Annotated in this window: 18 protein-coding genes; 10 read left to right on the top strand and 8 right to left on the bottom strand. The window is 62.2% G+C overall.

Features of this window, described 5'->3' with window-relative positions; genetic code table 11:
• The first annotated feature begins 3 nt into the window (after window positions 1-3).
• The 5 genes from B0G71_RS23245 to B0G71_RS23225 all read left to right on the top strand — a co-directional run bounded on the left by B0G71_RS23245 (window position 4) and on the right by B0G71_RS23225 (window position 5623).
• Window positions 4-1188: an electron transfer flavoprotein subunit alpha/FixB family protein gene (locus B0G71_RS23245; protein WP_116144506.1), complete on the top strand. Its 1185-nt coding sequence runs from the start codon at window positions 4-6 to the stop codon at window positions 1186-1188.
• On the top strand, window positions 1185-1961 hold the full coding sequence (locus tag B0G71_RS23240) for an electron transfer flavoprotein subunit beta/FixA family protein (RefSeq protein ID WP_116144504.1): 777 nt from the start codon (window positions 1185-1187) through the stop codon (window positions 1959-1961). The genes B0G71_RS23245 and B0G71_RS23240 overlap by 4 nt, the downstream gene beginning before the upstream one ends.
• Before the next feature lie 73 nt (window positions 1962-2034).
• Window positions 2035-3348 (top strand): SRPBCC family protein, encoded by a 1314-nt coding sequence (locus B0G71_RS23235; protein WP_116144502.1) that lies wholly within the window; start codon window positions 2035-2037, stop codon window positions 3346-3348.
• A 33-nt stretch (window positions 3349-3381) separates the two neighbouring features.
• Window positions 3382-4629 (top strand): hybrid-cluster NAD(P)-dependent oxidoreductase, encoded by a 1248-nt coding sequence (locus B0G71_RS23230; protein ID WP_116144500.1) that lies wholly within the window; start codon window positions 3382-3384, stop codon window positions 4627-4629.
• A 136-nt stretch (window positions 4630-4765) separates the two neighbouring features.
• The gene (locus tag B0G71_RS23225; RefSeq protein ID WP_116144498.1) at window positions 4766-5623 is read left to right on the top strand and encodes a glycine betaine ABC transporter substrate-binding protein; all 858 of its coding nucleotides are present in this window, start codon (window positions 4766-4768) and stop codon (window positions 5621-5623) included.
• Between the two features lie 107 nt (window positions 5624-5730).
• Here the strand turns inward: B0G71_RS23225 and purU are convergent, their stop codons facing one another.
• Together purU and B0G71_RS23215 are read right to left on the bottom strand one after the other, a co-directional pair.
• Window positions 5731-6606, bottom strand: a complete 876-nt coding sequence (purU, locus tag B0G71_RS23220) for a formyltetrahydrofolate deformylase (RefSeq protein WP_116144496.1) — start codon at window positions 6604-6606, stop codon at window positions 5731-5733.
• A gap of 137 nt (window positions 6607-6743) precedes the next feature.
• Complete coding sequence (locus B0G71_RS23215) at window positions 6744-7658, bottom strand: choline sulfate utilization transcriptional regulator (RefSeq protein WP_116144494.1); 915 nt, start codon at window positions 7656-7658, stop codon at window positions 6744-6746.
• Between the two features lie 163 nt (window positions 7659-7821).
• Here B0G71_RS23215 and betC point away from each other — a divergent pair, with 163 nt between their 5' ends.
• From betC to B0G71_RS23200, 3 genes are all read left to right on the top strand, one after another.
• Entirely contained in the window at window positions 7822-9360 is a 1539-nt protein-coding gene (gene betC / locus B0G71_RS23210; protein WP_116148803.1) for a choline-sulfatase, read from the top strand.
• Window positions 9361-9415: 55 nt separating this feature from the next.
• On the top strand, window positions 9416-10366 hold the full coding sequence (locus B0G71_RS23205) for a choline ABC transporter substrate-binding protein (RefSeq protein WP_106280811.1): 951 nt from the start codon (window positions 9416-9418) through the stop codon (window positions 10364-10366).
• Window positions 10367-10636: 270 nt separating this feature from the next.
• On the top strand, window positions 10637-11785 hold the full coding sequence (locus B0G71_RS23200) for a porin (RefSeq protein WP_116144492.1): 1149 nt from the start codon (window positions 10637-10639) through the stop codon (window positions 11783-11785).
• A 57-nt stretch (window positions 11786-11842) separates the two neighbouring features.
• On the opposite strand, the gene B0G71_RS23195 is transcribed toward B0G71_RS23200, so the two are convergent.
• A complete protein-coding gene (locus tag B0G71_RS23195; RefSeq protein ID WP_116144490.1) occupies window positions 11843-12763 on the bottom strand; it encodes a LysR family transcriptional regulator in 921 nt (306 codons plus the stop codon).
• A 109-nt stretch (window positions 12764-12872) separates the two neighbouring features.
• On the opposite strand from B0G71_RS23195, the gene B0G71_RS23190 reads away from it, so the two are divergent.
• Window positions 12873-13514 carry a glutathione S-transferase family protein gene (locus B0G71_RS23190; protein ID WP_116144488.1) on the top strand — a complete coding sequence of 214 codons (642 nt, stop codon included), beginning with the start codon at window positions 12873-12875 and terminating at the stop codon, window positions 13512-13514.
• Between the two features lie 33 nt (window positions 13515-13547).
• The gene (locus tag B0G71_RS23185; protein WP_116144486.1) at window positions 13548-15596 is read left to right on the top strand and encodes a pyridoxamine 5'-phosphate oxidase family protein; all 2049 of its coding nucleotides are present in this window, start codon (window positions 13548-13550) and stop codon (window positions 15594-15596) included.
• Window positions 15597-15669: 73 nt separating this feature from the next.
• Here the strand turns inward: B0G71_RS23185 and B0G71_RS23180 are convergent, their stop codons facing one another.
• The 5 genes from B0G71_RS23180 to B0G71_RS23160 all read right to left on the bottom strand — a co-directional run bounded on the left by B0G71_RS23180 (window position 15670) and on the right by B0G71_RS23160 (window position 21187).
• Window positions 15670-16980 carry a tryptophan leader peptide gene (locus B0G71_RS23180; RefSeq protein WP_116144484.1) on the bottom strand — a complete coding sequence of 437 codons (1311 nt, stop codon included), beginning with the start codon at window positions 16978-16980 and terminating at the stop codon, window positions 15670-15672.
• A 164-nt stretch (window positions 16981-17144) separates the two neighbouring features.
• Window positions 17145-17837 (bottom strand): phosphatase PAP2 family protein, encoded by a 693-nt coding sequence (locus tag B0G71_RS23175; RefSeq protein WP_116144482.1) that lies wholly within the window; start codon window positions 17835-17837, stop codon window positions 17145-17147.
• A 262-nt stretch (window positions 17838-18099) separates the two neighbouring features.
• Complete coding sequence (nudC, locus tag B0G71_RS23170; protein ID WP_116144480.1) at window positions 18100-19032, bottom strand: NAD(+) diphosphatase; 933 nt, start codon at window positions 19030-19032, stop codon at window positions 18100-18102.
• Window positions 19033-19182: 150 nt separating this feature from the next.
• The gene (locus B0G71_RS23165; RefSeq protein WP_116144478.1) at window positions 19183-19602 is read right to left on the bottom strand and encodes a cytochrome c; all 420 of its coding nucleotides are present in this window, start codon (window positions 19600-19602) and stop codon (window positions 19183-19185) included.
• Window positions 19595-21187 carry a flavin monoamine oxidase family protein gene (locus B0G71_RS23160; RefSeq protein WP_220377329.1) on the bottom strand — a complete coding sequence of 531 codons (1593 nt, stop codon included), beginning with the start codon at window positions 21185-21187 and terminating at the stop codon, window positions 19595-19597. The genes B0G71_RS23165 and B0G71_RS23160 overlap by 8 nt, the downstream gene beginning before the upstream one ends.
• Window positions 21188-21492: the final 305 nt, after the last annotated feature.

Raw genomic sequence — 21492 nt, 5'->3', positions numbered from 1 at the left:
GCGATGAACACGCTCAAACGAATCGATCCGCGCCGTCCGTTCACGATCACGGCAGACGGACTCAAACGCATCACGCTCGGCGTAGTGGGTGCTGCCGGTTCAATGGAAACGGCCACGCACGGCGCTGGCGCCTCGCACCGCGAACAGGCCAAACCGCGCCGCACCACGGCGGCACCGCAGCGCGTGATACTCGTGGCCGCGCACGCGGACCGTGGCGCGTTGGACGATCACGCGCGGCAGACATTGGCCGGCGCGGCGCTGATTGCCGACGCCGCGACCGAAGTCGTGCTGCTGGTATTCGGCGAGTTCGGCGGCGATGCTGCCACGCTCGGCGCCGACAAACTGATCGAGTTGCCGATGTTCGACCGCCGCAATTTTGCGCCGCTGGACGAATTGAACGCGCTGGCTGCGTGCGTCGCGGCGTACGCGCCGGTGCACATTTTCCTGCCGGACAACGCAACCGGCGACGGCGATCTCGGCCGCCGTTATGCCGCAGCCGCGAATGCAAGCGTGGCGGCGCATGTCGTCGAGATCGATGCCGCGCATGTGGCGAGCTATGTTCAAGCGAATACAGCGTTCGCCTCGCGCGCTTTACCCGAGGTGGTGCTGCTCGCGCCCAACGCAGTGGATGCAAAGCTGCCGTTTGTCGGTGCGGGCGAACGCGTCATGTGGCGTTTCGACGGCGAACCTGCATCGCAGCAGCAAGGCCACGGCACAGTGCGCGATCTCGGTATCGAGGAAATCGACGCCGCGCAACTGGCGCTCGAAGAAGCGGATTTCATCGTCTCGGCCGGCAACGGCGTGAGCGATGTGCCGGCGTTCGAGCGTCTTGCGGTCACGCTGGGCGCGGCAATCGGCGCGAGCCGCGTTGCAGTCGACGACGGCAAGTTCACCCGCGACAAACAGATCGGCGCGACCGGCAAAACGGTGGAAGCAAGCGTCTATATCGCCTTCGGCATTTCCGGCGCGGTGCAGCATCTGCAAGGCATCAAGGATTGCCGGCATGTGATCGCGGTCAACCTCGACGCCAGCGCGCCGATCGCCAAACGCGCGAACCTCACGGTGATCGCGGACGCACAGGAAACCATCGCGGCGCTCAACGAAGCGGCGGCCGCGGCGCGCACGGCACGCGGAACCGGTGCCGCGCTGCTGAATTCAACGGCTGTGGCCGAAGGAGCGCTCGCATGAAGATCGCCGTCCTCGTTTCCGTGGGCCGTCATCCGGTGAGCGGCACCGCGCGCTACAGCCGCAACGACGCCGCCGCGTTGACTCTCGCGCTCTCGCTTGCCAGAACGCACAACGCGACGCTCGACGCGTTGCATGCGGGCGATCCGTCTAATCCTGCGTTGAAGGAATATCTGGCGCTCGGCGCACGCTCAGTCGAAGTGCTCGAAACAGCCGCAGCACCTGAATTGCAGGCCGACGCAGCGGCGCCGCTCGCCGCGCGTCTGCGTGGCTACGACCTCGTACTGACCGGCACGCGCGCTGAAGGCGCGTTCGACAGCGGCATGCTGCCGTATCGCGTCGCCAACGCGCTGGAAACACCGCTGGTCGGCGCCGCGGTCGACATCACGCTGCGCGACGGCTGCGCGGAAGTCCGTCAATTCATGCCGAAGGGTTTGCGCCGTCGCGTGGAAGTGCGGCTGCCCGCGCTGATCGCCGTGCATCCGCTCGCCAACGCCGCACCGACCTACGCGTATGCACGCTTGCGCGAAGGCACGATCCGCCCGGTTGCGGCGCCTGTCGCCGCCAACCCCGACGACCTCGCCTGGAGCGTGCGTCCGGCAGCCGCCAAACCCGTGCGGCTCGCCGCAGCCGAAAAGCGCTCCGGCCACGCCCGCATGCTCTCGGCCACGACAACCGAAAGCCGTGGCGGCAGCGTCGTAATTGAAGGAAGTTCTGTCGAAAAAGCACAAGTGATCCTGGCGTATTTGCGCGAGCATCAACTGGTGGATTACTGATTTCCGGTTCGGGCCAGCACGCGTCCAGGAGGGCCTGGCGCGGCGCCAGACGTGACATGCAACGGAGCACACAATGAAAGTTTCGGCAGACGTTCGCGCAATGATCGAACGCCGCAAAAAGAATTACACGCTGGAAGCGCCGTTCTACACGAGCGAGGATATTTTCGCGCTCGACATGGACGCAATCTTCCGGCAACACTGGATCCAGGTCGCGGTGGAACCGGACGTGCCGGAACCGGGCGATTACATCACGGTGGAGATCGGCAACGATTCGATCCTGATCGTACGCGACGACGACATGCAGGTGAGGGCGTTTCACAACGTCTGCCGCCATCGCGGCGCGCGCCTGTGCAATACCGACAAAGGCTCGCTCGGCAATATCGTCTGCCCGTATCACAGCTGGACCTACAACCTGAACGGCGACCTGATGTTCGCCGAACACATGGGCGATCAGTTCGACCGCTGCAAACACAGTCTGAAGTCCGTGCATGTCGAGAATCTGGCGGGCCTCATTTTCATTTGCCTCGCCGATAATCCGCCGACCGACTTCGCCGTGATGCGCGCGGCGATGGAACCGTATCTGCAGCCGCACGATCTGGCCGGATGCAAGATCGCGGCCTCGATCGACATTATCGAAGACGGCAACTGGAAGCTCACGATGGAGAACAATCGCGAGTGCTATCACTGCGTCGCGAACCATCCCGAGCTGACCATTTCACTCTACGAATACGGCTTCGGTTATCAACGCACGCCGGCCAATGAAGAGGGTATGGCCGCGTTCGAAGAGACCGTGGCGCGCCGCACCGCGCAGTGGGAGGCGATGAAGCTGCCGTCGGCGGAAATCGAACGGCTGGCCGATCTGGTCACGGGTTTCCGCACACAACGCCTGCCGCTCGATCGCGACGGCGAATCGCAGACGCTCGACGCGAAAGTGGCGTCGAAGAAACTGCTCGGCGGTTTCGAGCAGGCGGACCTCGGCGGACTGTCGTTCTGGACGCAGCCGAATTCGTGGCATCACTTCATGAGCGATCACATCGTCAGCTTCTCGGTGATTCCGCTCTCGGCCGGCAAGACACTGGTGCGCACCAAGTGGCTCGTTCATAAGGACGCGCGCGAAGGCATCGATTACGACGTGAACAACCTCACAGCCGTGTGGCGCGCCACCAACGACCAGGATCGCGCGCTCGTCGAATACTCGCAGCGCGGCGCGACCAGCAGCGCGTATGAGCCGGGCCCGTATTCGCCGTTCACGGAAGGGCTCGTCGAGAAGTTCTGCGAGTGGTACATCGCGCGCATGGCGGATTACGGCAATGCGCCCCAAACCCACGACGCCGGCGATACCGCGCCGGCCTCGCATGGCGAAAAAGTCGTGTCCTTCATGCGCTGAGCGCGACGCTGCAACCAGGAGTCGGAGAAAACAATGATGCGCGATCAGGCGACGTTTCAACTGAGCCCCGAACCGGCTCCAGATCACGCTGCGAGCCGCGTCACGCAGCCGCGGTTTTGGGAGACGTTGCCGCCACGCTGGAATAGCGATACCGACGACACGCTGGTGTGCTGCCAGGTTCGTCAGGAAACGCACGACGTGAAGAGCTTTTTCTTCCGTGCGCCGTCCGGGCGGGCCTTCGTGTTCGAGCCGGGGCAGTTCATTACGCTGGAACTGGAGATCGACGGTGAATCGATCAACCGTTGCTATACGATTTCTTCGCCGCCCACGCGTCCTCACACAATCTCGATCACGGTGAAGCGCGTGCCGGGCGGCAAGGTCTCCAACTGGCTGCACGATAATCTGCATGCGGGCGCGGAGGTTCGCGTGCTCGGGCCGTCGGGCGAGTTCACCTGCGCGCGGCATCCGGCGCGCAAGTTCCTGTTTCTATCCGCCGGTTCGGGGATCACGCCGCTGATGTCGATGAGCCGCGCGCATCACGAACTAGGTGAAGACAGCGACATCGTGTTCGTGCACAGCGCCCGCACGCCGGACGACATCATCTTCGCGCGCGAGCTCGATCTGATCGCGTCGAATCAGGCCCATTTCCGCACGGCGTTCGTTTGCGAGCGGGTTGGCGCACGCACGAACTGGCCCGGCGTGACTGGCTTTCTGACCTTGCCGTTGCTCAAGCTCATCGCGCCGGATTATCTGGAACGCGAGATTTTCACCTGCGGACCCGCGCCGTATATGCAAGCCGTGCGCAATCTGCTGGATGAAGGCGGCTTCGATCGCGGCCATTATCACGAGGAAAGCTTTTCCTTCGAGACCGTCAGCGAAGTGGCCGCTCAATTGACCACTGCGCACGTCGCGGACGCATTGCAGAGCGTTGGAGCACCGGTGAGCGCGGACAGTTTCGTCGAGGCGCGCGAGGAGGCGCCGGGGTTCGCGCCCGCACCCGTTTCCATCGAAACAGAAATCCGCTTCAAGGTGAGTTTCGCCAAAAGCAATCGCGAGATCGAATGCGGCAGCGGCCAGCACGTGCTCGACGCGGCGAAGAAAGCAGGTGTGCGGTTGCCGGCGTCGTGTACACAGGGCATGTGCGGCACCTGCAAGGTCAAGCTGGTGTCGGGTGAAGTCGCGATGAAACACGCCGGTGGAATTCGCCAGCGCGAGATCGATCAGGGCATGGTGCTGCTGTGCTGCAGCAAGCCGTTGAGCGATCTTGTCGTCGATAAGTAAGACGAGAACAAGATGGGTCCAATGGCGCGAAGTCGCGTGCGGACAACTGCATGTCGGAAAACAACGCTACCCGGTAATTCTGGCTGGCGATTCTAAATGCTCATTGGGTTGTTTTGACGGCAAAGGGAGAACGGCGATGAGACTGATCAAAAAGATATTCGTGTTGAGCGCCATGAGCGCGGCGCTGGCGGCAAGCAGCGTGAGCGTGTCGGCCGATAGCAAGCCGACCATCAAGATCGGTTACGTGGAAGGCTGGGACGATAGCGTCGCGACCTCGAACGTGGCCGCGCGCGTGATCGAAAAGCGCCTCGGCTATCAGGTCACACTCGTGCCGGTCGCGGCCGGCGTGATGTGGCAGGGCGTGGCGCGCGGCGACCTCGACGCGACGCTGTCGGCGTGGCTGCCGGTCACGCACGGTGCGTATTGGAACAACTTCAAGGACAAGGTGGTCGACCTCGGGCCGAACTTCAACGACGCGAAGATCGGCCTGATCGTGCCGGATAACGTCGACGTGAAGAGCCTGAGCGATCTGGAAGCCAAGAAGGCGGAGTTCGGCTCACGCATCGTCGGGATCGACGCCGGCGCGGGCGTGATGCAGAAAACCAGCGAGGCGATCAAGGCCTACGGACTCGACTATCAGTTGATGCCGAGTTCAGGCAGCGCGATGACCGCTGAACTGGCGCGTTCGGAAGCGGCGAGCAAGCCGATCATCGTGACGGGTTGGAAGCCGCACTGGATGTTCGCGAAGTACAAGCTCAAATTCCTCGACGACCCGAAGAAGGTGTTCGGCGAAGCGGAGCACGTGGATAGCGTCGTGAATCCTGAACTCGAGAAGAAGGCGCCGCCGGTCGTCGCGTTCCTCAAGAAGTTCCAGTGGAAGCCGGGCGAGATCGACAGCGTGATGCTGGCGACGCAGAACGGCGAGAAGCCGACCGTCGCGGCCGATGCTTGGATCAGTGCGCATGGTGACCGGGTGGATAGCTGGGTGAAGTGATTCTGCCAGGCACTGCCGGGCACACTCGTACGAAAGCGTTGCCGCCTTGATAAAGCGGCAACGCCTGAAAAAAAATGAACGCCGCCTTCTAGCGGCGTTCTTTGCGTTTACTGCAGGACAACAGTTCGATCGCCGTTGATAAACACGCGCCGTTCGATAAACGCCTTGACGGCCCGCGCAAGCGTAATGCATTCGACGTCGCGCCCAGTGGCAAGCAGACGCTCCGGGCTATACGAGTGATCCACGCGCTCCACCACCTGTTCGATGATCGGACCTTCGTCCAGATCGTCGGTGACGAAATGCGCGGTCGCGCCGATCAGTTTGACGCCGCGCGTATGCGCCTGGTGATACGGCTTGGCGCCCTTGAAGCCGGGCAAAAACGAATGATGGATATTGATCGCTCGCGCGGCCAATGCACGGCTCGTTTCGCCGGAGAGAATCTGCATGTAGCGCGCGAGAATCATCAGTTCGGCACCCGAAGTCTCGAACAGATCGAGCAAACGCGCTTCCTGTTGCGGCTTCGTGTCGGCGGTGATCGGCAGATGGTGGAAGGGCAGGCCGTGCTGCTGCGCCAACGGTTCGAGATCGCGATGATTCGAGCCGATGCCGACAATGTCCATCTTCAGCTCGCCCATGCGCCAGCGGAACAGCAGATCGGCGAGACAGTGTTCGAGTTTCGACACCATGATCAGCACCTTCGGGCGCGTGCCGACGTCGTGCATTGCCCATGTCATGCGGAAGCGTTCGGCGATCGGCTCGAATTCGCGCCTGAGTGCCATGGCGTGCAGCGTCTCCTGAGTGTCGACGCCATGAAAGACGCAGCGCACGAAAAAGCGCTCGCTGAGGTCGTCGTCGAAAACGGTCAGTTCGTCGATATAGCAATGATGCCGGTCGAGAAAGCCGACGACGGCGGCAACCTGGCCGGCCGCGCTCGGACAGGCGACGGTGAGAACCAGCTGCTCGGGACGGGAATCGACGGACATGCGCACTCCACTTGGACGATAGGACGATGCCACGGGGCGCGGCATGCATCTTCGCAGTAGAGCAAATCAGGCGGGCACGCGGATAGAAGCTAACCGCCGTCGCGCTGGAACGGGAGCGTCAGGCCGCCGCGCAGCGCTTATTCCGCGTCGAGCCCGCATTCGCCGAGCAGCCAGTGGCGAAAGGCGCTGACCACGGGTGTCGCCGCGCGCTGCGTGACGAGCAGATAGCCGCGCTGCGTGACGACCGGCGGGTCGAACAGTTCGACGAGTTGCCCGGTGGCGAGCAGTTCGTCGACCAGCGGCGCCCAGCCCAGCGCAACGCCCTGGCCCATGATCGCCGCATGGGCGACGAGCGTAAAACTATTGAACGTGATGCCGCGATGCGCGGCGGGCGCATCGAGTTCGTGCGCGGCGAACCAGTCGGCCCATGACAGCCAGCGCGCCGGCTGGGTAGGCTCGAGATGCAGGAGCGGCAGATTCAGCAGATCAGCGGGCGCGTGCAGTGACGGGTGCGCCGCGAGAAATGCCGGGCTGCACACCGGCGTGACGCGCTCGGGAAACAGCTTGACCACGCCACGCGCGGTCCAGTCCGCGTGTTCATCGCCGAACGCAATGGCGATGTCCGCCTGATCGTGCGACGGATCGAACACGCTTTGCGACGTAATGATCTTCACGTCGACGTCCGGCATCAGCGCCTTGAACTGCGATAGACGCGGCATCAGCCAATAGGTGGCGAAGCCGAAGTCGGTGGAGAGGGTGAGCGTTTGCGGCGTGCGCCGCGCGCGGATTTCGCTGGTGGCGTGGCGAATCGTGTCCAGCGCATGGCGCACCGCTTCGAAGAGCCGTTCGCCATCTTCGGTGAGCGTGACGCCGCGATGGCCGCGCTCGAACAGCGGCGCGCCCAACGCTTCCTCTAGCTGCACGACGCGTTGACTCACCGCGGGCTGGGTTGAACCCAGTTCGCGCGCGGCCGCCGTGAAGCTGGCCAGACGCGCGGCGGACTCGAACATCGTCAACGCCTGCATAGGCGGCAAGCGGTCCTGTCTCGGCATAACACCCTCTTATAGGCACATAACGAATTGCCGTCTTCACAGCCGCGAATTGGACGGCAATAGTGGCGCTCATGGCGGGCCCGGCACACTGGCAGCCCGCTCGCCGTTGCATCCATCACGGCATCCGCATCGACACATGCGATTCTATTCGAGGCGCGCACTCATGCTTGACACCAAAAAGAATATTCTCATCCTGATGGCCGACCAGATGACGCCGTTCGCGCTGGCCGCGTACGGACACCCTCTGACGAAGACGCCCAATCTCGATCGCCTCGCGCAGCAGGGCGTGGTATTCGAATCGGCCTATTGCGCGAGCCCGCTGTGCGCGCCTTCGCGATTTTCCTTTTTGTCGGGCAAGCTGCCGTCCGCGATCGGTGCCTATGACAACGCAGCGGAATTTCCGTCGCAAACGCTGACATTCGCGCATTATCTTCGCGCTGAAGGATATCGAACCATTCTGTCGGGCAAGATGCATTTCTGCGGCGCCGATCAGTTGCATGGCTTCGAAGAACGGCTCACCACCGACATCTATCCCGCCGATTTCGGCTGGACACCCGACTGGGACCACTTCGAAGCACGTCCCACGTGGTATCACAACATGAGTTCGATAATCGACGCGGGCCCGTGCGTGCGCACCAATCAACTCGACTTCGACGACGAGGTCACATTCACCACCCGCCAGAAACTCTTCGATATCGCGCGCGAACGTCATGCGGGCAAGGATGCACGGCCGTTCTGCATGGTCGCCTCGCTCACGCATCCGCACGACCCGTACGCGATTCCGCAAAAGTACTGGGACATGTATCGTGATGAAGATATCGACATGCCCGCGTTTCGCGATTCGTTCGAACATGCGGACCCACACTCGAAGCGTCTGCGCCATGTGTATGAAGCGGATCGCACGCCGCCTACCGATCAGCAGATCCGCAACGCGCGCCGCGCTTACTACGGCGCGATCTCCTACGTCGACGACCAGTTCGGCGCGATCCTCGAAGCGCTCGACCAGGCCGGGCTCGCGCAAGATACGGTAATCGTCGTGACGTCCGATCACGGAGAGATGCTCGGCGAGCGCGGCCTCTGGTACAAGATGACTTTCTTCGAAGGCGGTTGCCGCGTTCCGTTGATCGTGCATGCGCCGCAGCAATTCGACGCGCATCGCGTGAAGGCCTCTGTTTCGCATCTCGATCTGGTGGCGACACTGGTCGAACTGGCGCGCGGCGAGCAACCGGCCGTGTGGCCCGATTCGCTCGATGGACAAACCCTCGTGCCGCATCTGCTGGGCACGCAAGGCGGCCATGATGAAGCCATCGGCGAATACCTGGCCGAGGGCGCGATTGCGCCGATTGTGATGCTGCGGCGTGGGCCGTTCAAGTTCATTCACACGCCAGCCGATCCCGATCAGCTCTATGACGTCTCAGCCGATCCGCTGGAACGCGAAAACCTTGCCGCACGCAGCGAATATGCATCGCAAGTCGCGGCATTTCGTGAGGAAATCGCGCAACGCTGGGACCTCGCCGCGCTGCACAACGAAGTGCTGCAAAGCCAGCGGCGCCGGCATTTTCACTTCGCGTCAACTACGCAAGGCACGGTCGCGTCCTGGGACTGGCAACCGCGCGTCGACGCGAGCCAGCGCTATATGCGCAATCACATCGACCTCGATACGCTCGAAGCGATGGCGCGCTTTCCCGCCGTCGCCCGTTGATCCGCACGCTGCTCACTCACGATCCAATCCACCCCACGAACAGGAAGCCGACATAATGAAAAAGCTCTTCAGACAGGCGGTAACCGGCGTTGCGCTGCTGTGCGCGGCAGCCACTTTCGCCTCGGCCGCCGAGCCGCAGTCGTGCACGCAGGTCAACATGGCCGGGCCCGGATGGACCGACATCGACGCGACCAATGCAATGACCGGCGTATTGTTGAAGGCGCTCGGCTATAAGCAGAACGTGGCGAACCTGTCGGTGCCAATCACGTATCAAGGCCTGAAGAAAGGGCAGATCGACGTGTTCCTCGGTAACTGGATGCCGGCGCAGGCGCCAGTCGTCAAACCGTTCGAAGAAGAAAAGTCGATCGAGGTCGTGCATCCGAATCTGAGCAACGCCAAGTTCACGCTGGCCGTGCCCGACTATGTGGCCGCCGCCGGCATTCATTCTTTCGCGGACCTGGCGAAGAATGCCGACAAGTTCGACAGCAAAATTTATGGTATCGAGCCTGGCGCACCGGCCAATCAGAACATCAAGAAAATGGTCGATGACAAGGCGTTCGGACTCGGCAACTGGAAGCTTGTCGAATCGAGCGAGACCGGCATGCTGACGCAAGTGGAGCGCGCGGTGCGCGAGAAGAAGTGGATCGTCTTTCTCGCGTGGGAGCCGCATTTGATGAACACGAAGTTCAAGCTCACGTACCTTGACGGCGGGGACAAGTACTTCGGGCCCAACTACGGCGGTGCCACGGTCAATACGGTCGCGCGCAGCGGCTATGCCACGCAGTGTCCGAATGTCGGGCGGCTTTTCAAACAACTCACCTTCAACGTCGATCTGGAAAACGGCGTGATTACCGAAGTACTCGAAAAGAAAACGGGCGTGGATGTCGCCGCCACGGAAGCACTCAAGCGTCACCCCGAATTATTGAAGTCGTGGCTCGACGGCGTGAACACCGCGAGCGGCGCCAATGGCCTGCAAGCGGTGCAAACCGCACTCGGCGTGAAATAACAACCGCATTCCTAACGATGAGGTCGCGGTGCGACAGATTTATGTCGCATCCGGTCGAATCTTCGTAAATCTGGACCCGTATTCTTGATCCGGCAATGCGGACGTGAGTGGCTATTGCATGCATCGTAGATAGCTCCAATTCGTTTCACTCGGTCTCAGCCGGTTTCTGAACTGCCCGTCATGCGAGAAGCGCCGCGCGTTGGACAACAGCACGCAGCAGGGATCGCTTTATCCAACTAAATACGCAGGCAAAGAGCAGGGGAGAATTAAATGAAGAAGAGAAATGCCGCCAGCCTTTCGGGACTCGCTATCGCGGCAAGCGCTGTATGCGCGCCGACGGCTGCCCATGCACAAAGCAGCGTCACACTTTACGGCATTCTGGACGCCGGCATTACCTACGTGAACAATGCCGGCGGGGCTCACCAGTTTAAATTCGACGACGGTATTTCATACGGCAACCGGATCGGCTTCAAGGGCGTCGAGGATCTCGGCGGCGGCTTGCAGGCGGTGTTCGTGCTCGAATCGGGTTTTCATCTGGGCAACGGGCAACTTGCATTCGGCGGTGCCGAGTTCGGACGTCAGGCTTATGTGGGCCTGAAGAACAACTGGGGGCAACTCTCGCTGGGTAATCAGCTCGACATGACGGAGGAGTTCGTCTACCTCTACAACATCTCGGCGTGGGCGAGCGGCTACGCGATCCATCAGGGCGACTTCGACCGGATGAACGGCGACCGGCTGCCGAATTCGATCAAGTTCCTCTCCAACGACTATGCCGGCTTCTCGTTCGGCGGCATGTATTCGTTCGGCAATACCGCCGGTGACTTCCACAACAAGAGCGCGTGGAGCGTGGGTGCGCGTTACGAGCACAGCGCGTTCAACATGGGCGCGGCCTATACGCAGTTGAACAATCCGAACGGCATCTATGCATTCGACCCGTACGCGATGATCGGCACACGCACGTTCCTCGGCAAGCCGACCGTGTCCGTCGATCCGGCGACCGGCGCGGTGACGGATCTATACAGCTCGTCGCCGTTTCCGGTCGACAAGCAGGGGGCGTTCGCAGTCGGCGCGGCCTATACGATCGGCAAGGTCATGTTGAGCGGCAACTTTACCTACACGACCATCAAGGGAGTCGGCGAGACATCGCATATGCAGGTCTATGAGGCGGGTGCCTCGTACACGTTCACGCCGGCGTTGATGTTGTACGGCGGCTATCAGCACACGCGGTTCGAAGGCAATCACTGGAACCAGGGCTCGCTCGGGCTGCATTACCTGCTGTCCAAGCGCACGGACGTCTATATCTCCGGCGATTATCTGCGCGCGTCGGATGGCGTGAATGCGGTGATCGGCTATAGCTTCACGCCGTCCACGTCGAACACGCAGAGCGATGTGCGGATCGGCATGCGGCATTCGTTCTGACGCGTCGACACGCGAAGGCTCGAAGGTGTCCCGGTTCACGGGACACCAGATGTGCCATTACGCTGCGCGCTCAAGCTGCTTCTTGAACGTCTCGATCAGCGCCCGCACTTTGGGCGGAGGATGACTCGTGGGCGGAAAGATAGCCTGAATACTTGCGGGCTCGGTCGCCCATTCCGGCAGCAGGCGAATCAGCCGACCCGCAGCGATATCGCCGCCGATCGAGAAGTCCGTCAACAGGCCGAAGCCGCCGCCGGCGAGGGTCGCTGCGCGGCAGGCGTCGGCGGTGTTCACCAGTAACGCGTTTTCGCAGCGCACGCTTTCAGCGTCGCCATCGCCTTTGCCATCGTTGCGCTGCAGGTCGAGCGTCAACGGACGCGGCAGCACCGTCAACGCGCAGAAGGGCATGGCCGACAGTTCGGCGGGTGTTTGCGGCTGCCCCCAGATGTCGACGAAATCCGGGCTCGCCACGATCCATTTGACGAAGCTGCCCAGTTTCACCGCACGGAAGTTGGAATCGGCAAGCCGGCCCAGGCGGATCGCGACGTCGATGCCGTCCGCGATCAGATCCACATAACGATCGGTGCACAGCAACTCGACATTGAGTTGCGGATGCGTGCGGCGCAATTCCACCAATACCGGCGCGACCGCAAGCGAACCGTAATCGATCGGCGAGCTCACGCGCAAGGTGCCGCGCACGGGCGCCGTTTCGCCGCCGATCGCCGCCAGCGCGTCTTCCGTGGCGCGGAGGATTTTCACGCTCGCTTCGTAGAATGCGCGGCCGGGCTCGGTCAAACCGAGCCGCCGCGTCGTGCGCACCAGCAGGCCCGCGCCCACCTCGGCTTCGAGCCGCTGCATGTGCGTGCTGACCATCGTCTTGGCGAGGCCCAGACGCGCTGCCGCGGCGGTTAGCGAGCCCGCCTCGACGACCGCGACGAAGATCGCCAGCCGGTTCAGGTTTACGTCGCGTACGTCGGCCATGGTGGATTGTCCATCTTCGATTGACTGTGTTTCCCGGATTATCAGGCTTCTGCAAAGGGGTGCGTGCGGATTATGCTCGCTTCATCCCTTCACCTTTCCGGAACCTGTCATGCCCGTTGCCCGACCCGCCCAGCCGATCCGCCTCTATACGACCCTGCTATCCGGCCACGGCCATCGGGTGAAGCTGTTTTTGACCTTGCTGGATCTGCCGTTCGAAGTGGTCGAACTGGACATGAAGGCCGGCGACAACCGCAAGCCCGACTATCTGGCGCTCAACCCGTTCGGCCAGGTGCCGACGATTCAGGACGGCGACATCACCCTGTCCGATTCGAACGCGATTCTGGTGTACCTGGCCAAGCGTTACGGCGACGCCTCCTGGTTGCCGGATGACCCGCTCGGCGCGGCCGCTGTGCAGCGCTGGCTGTCGCTCGCCGCCGGCCAGATCGCGTATGGGCCGTGCACGGCGCGGCTGGTCACCGTGTTTGGTGCGCCGCACGATCACGAGACCGCGAAGAAGCTGGCGGTGAAGCTGTTCGACGTGCTCGACCGGGAACTGGCGGACAAGCCGTTCGCGGCAGGCAATCAGGTGACGATCGCGGATATTGCCGCGCACACCTACATCGCCCACGCGCCGGAAGGCGGCGTGTCGCTCGACCCCTATCCGAACATTCGTGCGTGGCTGCGCCGCGTCGAGGCATTGCCGCGGTTCGTCGCGATGCCCTCGACAAAGGCGGGGCTGCTCGCCGAATGAACGGCTGATCCTTTACGACACCGGAGTCCGGTCATGTCCACCGTTATCCCTCTGAATGGCTGGGGCGTCGACACCTCGCCGTTTCATGCCGCCGAACTCGCCGCCCAGCAGCGCGTGGGGGTGCGAAGCGTGGCGGAAGCGTCGGGACGCCGGGGGATCCGGCGCTACATGCCGGACCAGCATCGCAAGTTTTACTCCGAGCAGCCCTTCATGGTGTTCGGCGGCGTCGACGCGCACGGACAACCGTGGGCGACGGTGCGCGCCGGGCTGCCGGGCTTTGTGTCGTCGCCGGATGCGAAGACCTTGCGCATAGAAGGCGGTGCGTTAGCCGGCGATCCGCTCGCGGATAGCTGGCAGAAGGGTTCGATGATAGGCGGCCTCGGGCTGCAGCCGCAGACTCGCCGGCGCAACCGGATCAACGGCATGGTGACGTCGGCGGAAGGGGCGGCGTTGACGGTCGAGGTTCGTCAGAGTTTCGGCAATTGCAACAAGTACATCCAGAGCCGTACACCGACCTGGGCGGAGCAGAGTGCGTCGGAACCTTCCGTGCCGCCGGAAATTGCGACACAACTCAGCGATGCCGACCGCGCATTCCTCGCGCGGGCGGATACGTTTTTTATCGCGAGCGCAAATCTTGCTGAGGACGCGGGTCTCGCGGGCGGCGTCGACGTTTCGCATCGCGGCGGCGCACCGGGATTTGTGCGTGTCGACGATGAGCAAACGCTGACCACGCCGGACTTCGTCGGCAACAACTTCTTCAACACGATCGGCAATCTGATCCATGATCCGCGCGCCGGGCTGTTGTTCATCGACTTTGCTAGCGGCGATCTGCTGTATATCGCGGCGCGCGCGGAAATCGTATGGGACGGCGCGCAACTGGCGGCCTTCGAAGGCGCGCAACGTCTGGTTCGTTTTCACATACAGGAAGTGCGGCGCAGCCGGAGCGCGCTGCCGTTTCGCTGGTCGGACGTCGAGTACGCGCCGCAGTTTGCGGCGGCGGTGCAAAAGCCGGTGGCCGTATCGCCGTGGCACAAGCTGAAAGTCGCGGCGGTGGTCGAGGAGACTGCGTCGATCCGTTCGTTCTATTTTGAATCTGTCGACGGGGCGCCGTTGCCGTCGTACAAGCCGGGGCAGTTTCTGCCGATCCGCGTGCCGGTGGCGGACTCCACCACGCCTTTGTCGCGGACCTACACGCTGTCCGATGCGCACGATGCGCAGCGATATCGAATCAGCGTGAAGCGCGAGGGCGTGGCTTCGCAATGGCTGCATGAGCATCTCATTGCCGGAGCGCAGATCGAAGCGATGAAGCCGCGCGGTGCCTTCGTCTTCGATGAGGACAGCCCGCGGCCTGCCGTGTTGATCTCGGCGGGCATCGGCATCACACCGATGATGGCGATGCTTCGGCATGCGTTGACAGCGTCACGCACGGAGGCCGCGCAAGCGAAGCGGGTGTTCTTCTTTCACGGTGCGCGTAGCGATCGCGAACGTGCGTTCAGCTCGCAGTTGAAAGAGCTTGCCGCGCACAACACCGCGCTTTCCCTGCATCTTTTCGATAGCGCCGCCGATGAGGCCGCCGCAGGCGTGTCGGCCGGGCGTGTGAGCATCGACGCGTTAAAGCGCGCGCTTCCTTTCGACGACTACGACTTCTATCTCTGCGGCCCCGAGCAGTTCATGCGTGACCTGTATGAAGGTCTGCGCGGATTGAATGTCGCCGACGAACGGATTCGTTTCGAAGCGTTCGGTCCGGCGAGCGTCAAACGTGTGCTTGCCATCAAGAGTGAGCCGATGCCGGTGGACAGGTCGGCACAAGACGCGGGCGCGGTGCAAGTGACCTTTGCGCGCTCCGGGCGCACGATTCAATGGCTGCCGCGCGACGGCAGCCTGCTTGAATTGGCCGAAGCGCACGGTATCGACGCGCCGTCGAGTTGCAGGTCGGGAATGTGCGGGACATGTTCGACGCGTTTGTTGTCGGGCCAGGTCAAGTACGACGGCGAAGTGGAGGCGCAAATCGAAGCCGGCGCGGCGCTGGTTTGCATGGCGCATCCGGTGGCCGGTGACGCGAATGTGACGCTGGATCTTTGATCGACGGCGGCGCAAAGCCAACGCCTGATGGTGCTCGCTCGGCTAATCCAGGGATTTTCGGCCGGCGGCGAGTTCAGGGCGGCACCTGTTCGGGCGGACCGTCGAGAATACGGAGCTTGCCGGCTATGTCGGGAATATTGCGGCCGCCCGAGCGTGCTTCGTTGTCAAGTCGATGCGCGGTTGCACGGCAATGCACAAGCGTGTCATGCAATCGGGGCTCAGCCTGAAGGGCGGTCACCACCCTTTCCAGCTCAGCCGGGGACTCACTCAGAAGGGCCGGGACGACCTCTTCCGGCGGTATCAGAGAACCGTTGCTGAGAAGCTGTGCGGTCCAGTCGCATCCGTACAGAAGCGCGCGTCGCTCGGCCCTTTGCGCTTCTTCGTGGTCCAGCGCGGCAAGGCTATGGCGGTTTCTGTGAAGGGAAGTGCGCCAGGTCGTGAGGATGTCGGTGCGCAGTCTGGCAATTGCGTCACCGAGCGGCGCGTTCTGCCCACCCGCCGCGAGGCGGCGTTCATCGAGGCGGTCGACGTAGTCCCGATATCCGTCGAGGAAAGATTGCCAGTTCAGCGGCAGTTCGGTCGTCTGCGCGAACGAGTGGTTGAGCTCACCAAGCTCGTTGCTGATTTCGTGAAGGGCCTGCGTGTCGGCAAGACGTGCTTCATAGACGTCATGCGCCGTCACCATCTGGCGGTGCAGGGGAAACAGGGGATTGCCGTGGCGTCGTTGCAGATGCCGCTCGGCAGCGCCCGGATGGGCGCTCCATTTCCAGTTGGATAGCGATTTCGCGTCAAAGTCGACTTTGTCGATCATCGCCCGGAAGACCGCCAACGCCTCCTCCGTTGCATGGCGAAAGCAGTCAGCTAGCTTGTAGTCGTTGCCTTGCAGACTGGCGCTCTCATTTTCTCCGGCATAAGGGGACTCCGGTGCAAGCCGGAGGAAACCCGTGGCCAGAAAGAATTCCATCGGCAGCTCAACCGGCAGGCTTTCCAGCCGGAACGTACGCTCCTGGGAAGAAATTCCCTCGATAGAATGCGCAAGGCGATTTTCGAAGTCGAGGAGGGCATCGATCCTCTCACCGGATGACGGTTGCGCTTCCTCAGCGAACAGACAGAACGACTCACGCACCATGCGTGCCGCGATCGTGCCGTGCTTCTCGGCAAAGAGCCAGAACCAGAGAGCGAGCTGATATCCCCGGACTCCGTTTCGCAGGACCGGTTCGACATCTGGCGTGAATGTGATGCCGGGCGCGGCCCACCCTGCGAACGGTGCGGCATCGCTGCTCAGGTACATGCCCAGAAGCTGCTTGATCGACTGATTCGTATCGTTGGGCCAGCTTTGCGTCCCATCTTGCCGCTTCTCGGTCTTCCAGAGTCTCCAAACCATCCTGAACCTCGCAAAGGGGTAGGGTGTGCGCCTTGGCAACGATACTTGCACACCCGGCCGCCGATCACTGAACCGGTTCCGCCAAAAACAAGGCTTTTTCCGCCCGCTCATGCGCGAGAGGGCGCTGGACACCCCACACCGACACTTTCAGCGCCACGCGGGGTTTATAAATTTCTGACTACACTGCTCGCCAGTGTGCGCAGTTCGTCGAACTGCGTAACGAGTTCGAGGCACAGAACGAAGGCCAGCATCCCTGAAGGCGCGGGGTGGCGTTCGATCCATCGCAGCGCCGGCGTGGCGTAGCGCACGCGGATGGCATCTCGCGTCATGACATAGGTAATGACGATGCCCACAGCGGCGCCCACCAGCAAATCGGTCGGGTAGTGAAAGCCGAGATAAGCGCGCGGAAGGCAAATGAACAGCGCCGTATAGAGAATCGCCAGCACGCCGATGCGACGCGACACGAGGAAGATACCGGTGGCGACCGCCATCCATAGCATCGCGTGGTCGCTGGGGAAGGAACTCCAGCTTGTCAGCAGTGCGTCGTTGATATCGCTACCTGCAAATTGCAGATGCAGTTCGGCGTTGTAGACGGGGCGGACCCTGAACGGCAACCAGTGAGTCAGCAGTCTTCCGACGACGAGCGCCGCGAGGCCGCTGAAAAGCGTCGCAAGAACCATTTCTTGTCGCCATTCGCGGCGCTCGTCGTGCTGAAACCACATCCACCAAAGCACGGGAATGAGTACGAGGCCTTTGAATGTGTAAAGGTCGGCGATACTTGCAATGGATCGCGTCGCGAGATGGCCGAAGTGTAGGTTGGACAGATATGTTTCGATAGACAAATCGAAGCTGTTCATTATTTTGTAATAAAGTTGAGCCAGGCGACCGAGATTAGCATATCCCAATCAATGCGCCGCCTTTCCTGGCGCTCACGCGATATCCGTCAATCGTGCGTCAATTGCGCGTCGATAGCCGCGGCGGACATGTCGGCGGCAGTGCTTGCTTTAGCGCGTCGCACGCTTTCCGAACTTCCACTTGCATACGGGCGCCCAAAGGGAATCCGCGCGTGAAGCGGAAGGGCGTTTCGCGGCGCGTGCAGCGGCGGTGCGGATTGACTGCTCAGCCGATCAATACCGAATCACCCTTCTCGACGTACGCCTGCAGCAAATGATGGGCAATGGCGAATGGCTTGGGCGCCGAGAGTCTGTCGGCATGCGTTCCCGCCAGCATCGCCGCGACCTCCTGACGGGAGAACCAGCGGGCGTCTTCGAGTTCGATCGTATCGATGACGATGTCCGTATCACTCGCTTGCGCAAAGCACCCGATCATCAGCGATGAAGGAAACGGCCACGGCTGCGACGCAAAGTAGACAACCTGCGCACACGTCACGCCGGCCTCCTCCATTACTTCGCGGCGCACGGCGTCTTCGGCGGTCTCGCCCGGTTCGACGAAACCGGCAAGCGCCGAGTACATGCCCTTGCCAAAATGCGGCTGGCGGCCGAGCAGACACCGTTCGCCGTCTATCGCCAGCATGATCACGACTGGATCCACCCGTGGGAAATGGCGCGCGCCGCAAACATCGCAGATGCGTTGCCAACCGGCGTTAGTGACGCGGCTTGCGGAGCCGCAGTTCGCGCAGAAGCCGTGGCGGCGATGCCAATCGAGCATCGACTTGGCCTCAGCCAGAACGCCGAGGGCTCCAGCTGCGACGAGGTCTTGCAGCGCTAGCGAGCGAAGGTCGATGTGTTCATGCCCGCTGTCAGGCTCCGGGTCCGCAGGCGCGAAGCCGAGCGCAAAACGTCCGCTGCCGTCGCTTTCTTCGCCCAGGAAAATACGATGAAGCGGCTCGCCGAAGGCGGTGGTTTCGCCGGCGGCGAACCACGGGTCGTACTCGCTGCCTCGCTTAAGCAAAGGGACGTCGCCATGGAAGACGAGAAAGCGCGCGGCAGGATGGTTGCGTAGATGCTCGATGAAGGCGTGGTCGTCCCGCTTGTCGGAGTGCCGGTCGAGCGGGTTGAAGTTAAAGCCGATGGACGCGGAAGTGGCGATCATCACGGTCGTCAAGATAGCAGGGAGATCCGCGAGTATGGCACGGGGTTGGGCTTTATCGCCCGTTCCGGTTCAGTCGGCTCGCAGGGGGGGTGGCCAGATGGAGGAGGGTGCGCAAAGGAGGCCACGCATCCATATCCCTGCCACGTCAACTCAGCGCAAACTTCGAACCTGGCTCGGCGTGACACCTCCGGAAAACCGATTGCCGAAATGGGTTCTCGTGTAGTTGACGACAGCGGCGACCTGATCGTCATCCATCTCTTCGCCAAACGATGGCATCGACTTTCGCCCGTGGAGTACGTTGATGATGACGTAGGGTGCGGCTTCGACTGCCGGGTTGTCAGCGAGCGCGGGGAAGTGACCCGCGCCCTGTGCGCCTTTTCCATCCGGCATATGGCATCCCGCGCAACTGGCGTTGTAAAGGGCTTCGCCGCTTTTTTCGGTGAAGCGGTAGCCCGGCGAAATCGTGAAGGTGTGCGTCGCGTCCTGTGCCACCGCCTGAGCCGATATCGTCGCGGCGCCCATCGACAAGGCGATCAGCATCACGCCGAGGATCAGCGTTGGCCTATCCATTGACGATTCTCCGATGCAATCGGGTGATCGCATCCAGTGACGACAGCACGGCGCCTTCCTGCCATGCCGGAATATGGGAAGCGTGCTCGCCGGCGAGGACGATCCGTCCGTCGATCTGACACAGATTCGCGTAATGCGCCTGTCTCAACGCGTCCGTCCAGGCAGCGAAACAGCCATTCGTAAACGGTGAACGGCTCCAACTCATCGCGAAGCCGTTCTGGTACTCACGCGCGTACTGCGGATGAATCTGGCTGCCCTGGCTCAATGCCACGGCGATCCGTTCGGCCGGCGGCAGCGCACCCATCTCATAGCTGGCGGGCCCCCACATGTAGGCGCCGAGCAGCACCGCAGGACCGCTCGAACCGTAACCTGTTGCCGGATAGCCGATCGTCGAGATCGGCAGGTCGGTGTGCGTGATGCCGCCGTAGATCTGCTCGTCTTCCTCCCAGAAGCGCCGGCCGAATTGCAAGCCGATCTTCACCGATGTCTCGTACGGTACGGCATCGATTGCGGCGCGCATGGCCGGGCCAACCGCAATGTCGATCTGACTCAGAATCGAGAGCGGAATGGTGCACACGAGCCAGTCCGCGTGCGCGTTCCGTTCGGTCCGGGTGGTCGTATCGGTATAGCGCACGGTGACGCCGTGCTCGTCCTGCAGGATGCCCGTGACTCTGGCGTTGAACACCACGGCGCTCGCGACCTGCGAATGAAGCGCATGAGCAATCCGGTCCATGCCGCCGACGGGCTGGAAGAGGGTGCTCTGATAGTCCAGCTCGTTGCCCGAAGACAGCCATTGCCACAAGCGCGATGCAAGCAACGGTTCGCGCGGCAGCAGATTCGATGGCACGGCCTCGGGCATCAGCCCACCGCCATGCGCGGTTTTGAATCCACGGCGTTCGCTGCTTCGGCCGCCCACCTGGTAGCGACCATCCCGACCGAGCGCTCCCCATTGGCGCAGGGATTCGAGTAGCAGTTGCGCATCGTCGGCTGACAGCGCATCGTCGAGTGTGTCTTTGCGCATCGCTTTGGAAAGCAACTCGGCAATATAGCCTTGATAGTCCGTCTGCACCGCGCGGAATCGCTGGGGTTGGCCACCGAAGGCCTCTGTCGAATGCAGGTAGGCGTTGTAGTTGACCTGGATAAATGGCTCGAGCGGCACCTTCAGGCGCCTTGCGTAGTCGAGTACACCTTGGTGATGATACGGAATGCGCCACGGCCCCGGGTTCAGATAAAGACCGTCAGCGAAATCGCAGTACTGGGTGGCACCGCCGAGTTCTGTATAACGATCGCCACCCCTGACAGTCCACGCCCGGCCACCCGCGCGGTCGTTGTATTCGAGCACCTGTACGTGGTAGCCCGCGTTCCTCAACTCAAAGGCCGCGACGAGGCCGGCCATGCCCGCGCCGAGCACAAGAATGCGCGTTCCTTTGGGCGCGCCGTCGAGCCGGATCGGTCCGGCATAGGTGGAGGCAGCGGCGAACCCGAGCGTGCCCATACCTTGCATCATGGCGGCCGCGCCGAGGTTCCTGCCGATCAGCGTCAGCAGATGCCGGCGGCTCATAGCGTTGGGGGTCATTCTCGACATAAGGACCTGGTGTCCTGATTGGAGAAACGATAGCGAGCTAAGTCAGATGGCGGCCCGGGTTGCGAAGGCATGCGGCTACCGTCGCTTGAACCGGGCTCGATGCGAATCAAAACTATGAACTGTTTTTCTTCGCCGTGTGCAACTGTCCGTTATCAGGAGTCGTCGCAGCCGGCGGACTGCGTGAACCTAAAGCTCTTAGCCAAGCCAGCTATATGAGAATCGCTCCCTCCTGATGCGACAGGCCGCGAATATTTTCTATCGGGACGGACGTGTCGAGACGTGGGTCTTCGCCTGGGAACAGCCCA

This window comes from Paraburkholderia sp. BL27I4N3, from assembly GCF_003386115.1.
Lineage (GTDB): Bacteria > Pseudomonadota > Gammaproteobacteria > Burkholderiales > Burkholderiaceae > Paraburkholderia.
Note: the sequence above shows the minus strand (reverse complement) of the source record. Positions and strands in the feature narration are given on the sequence as shown.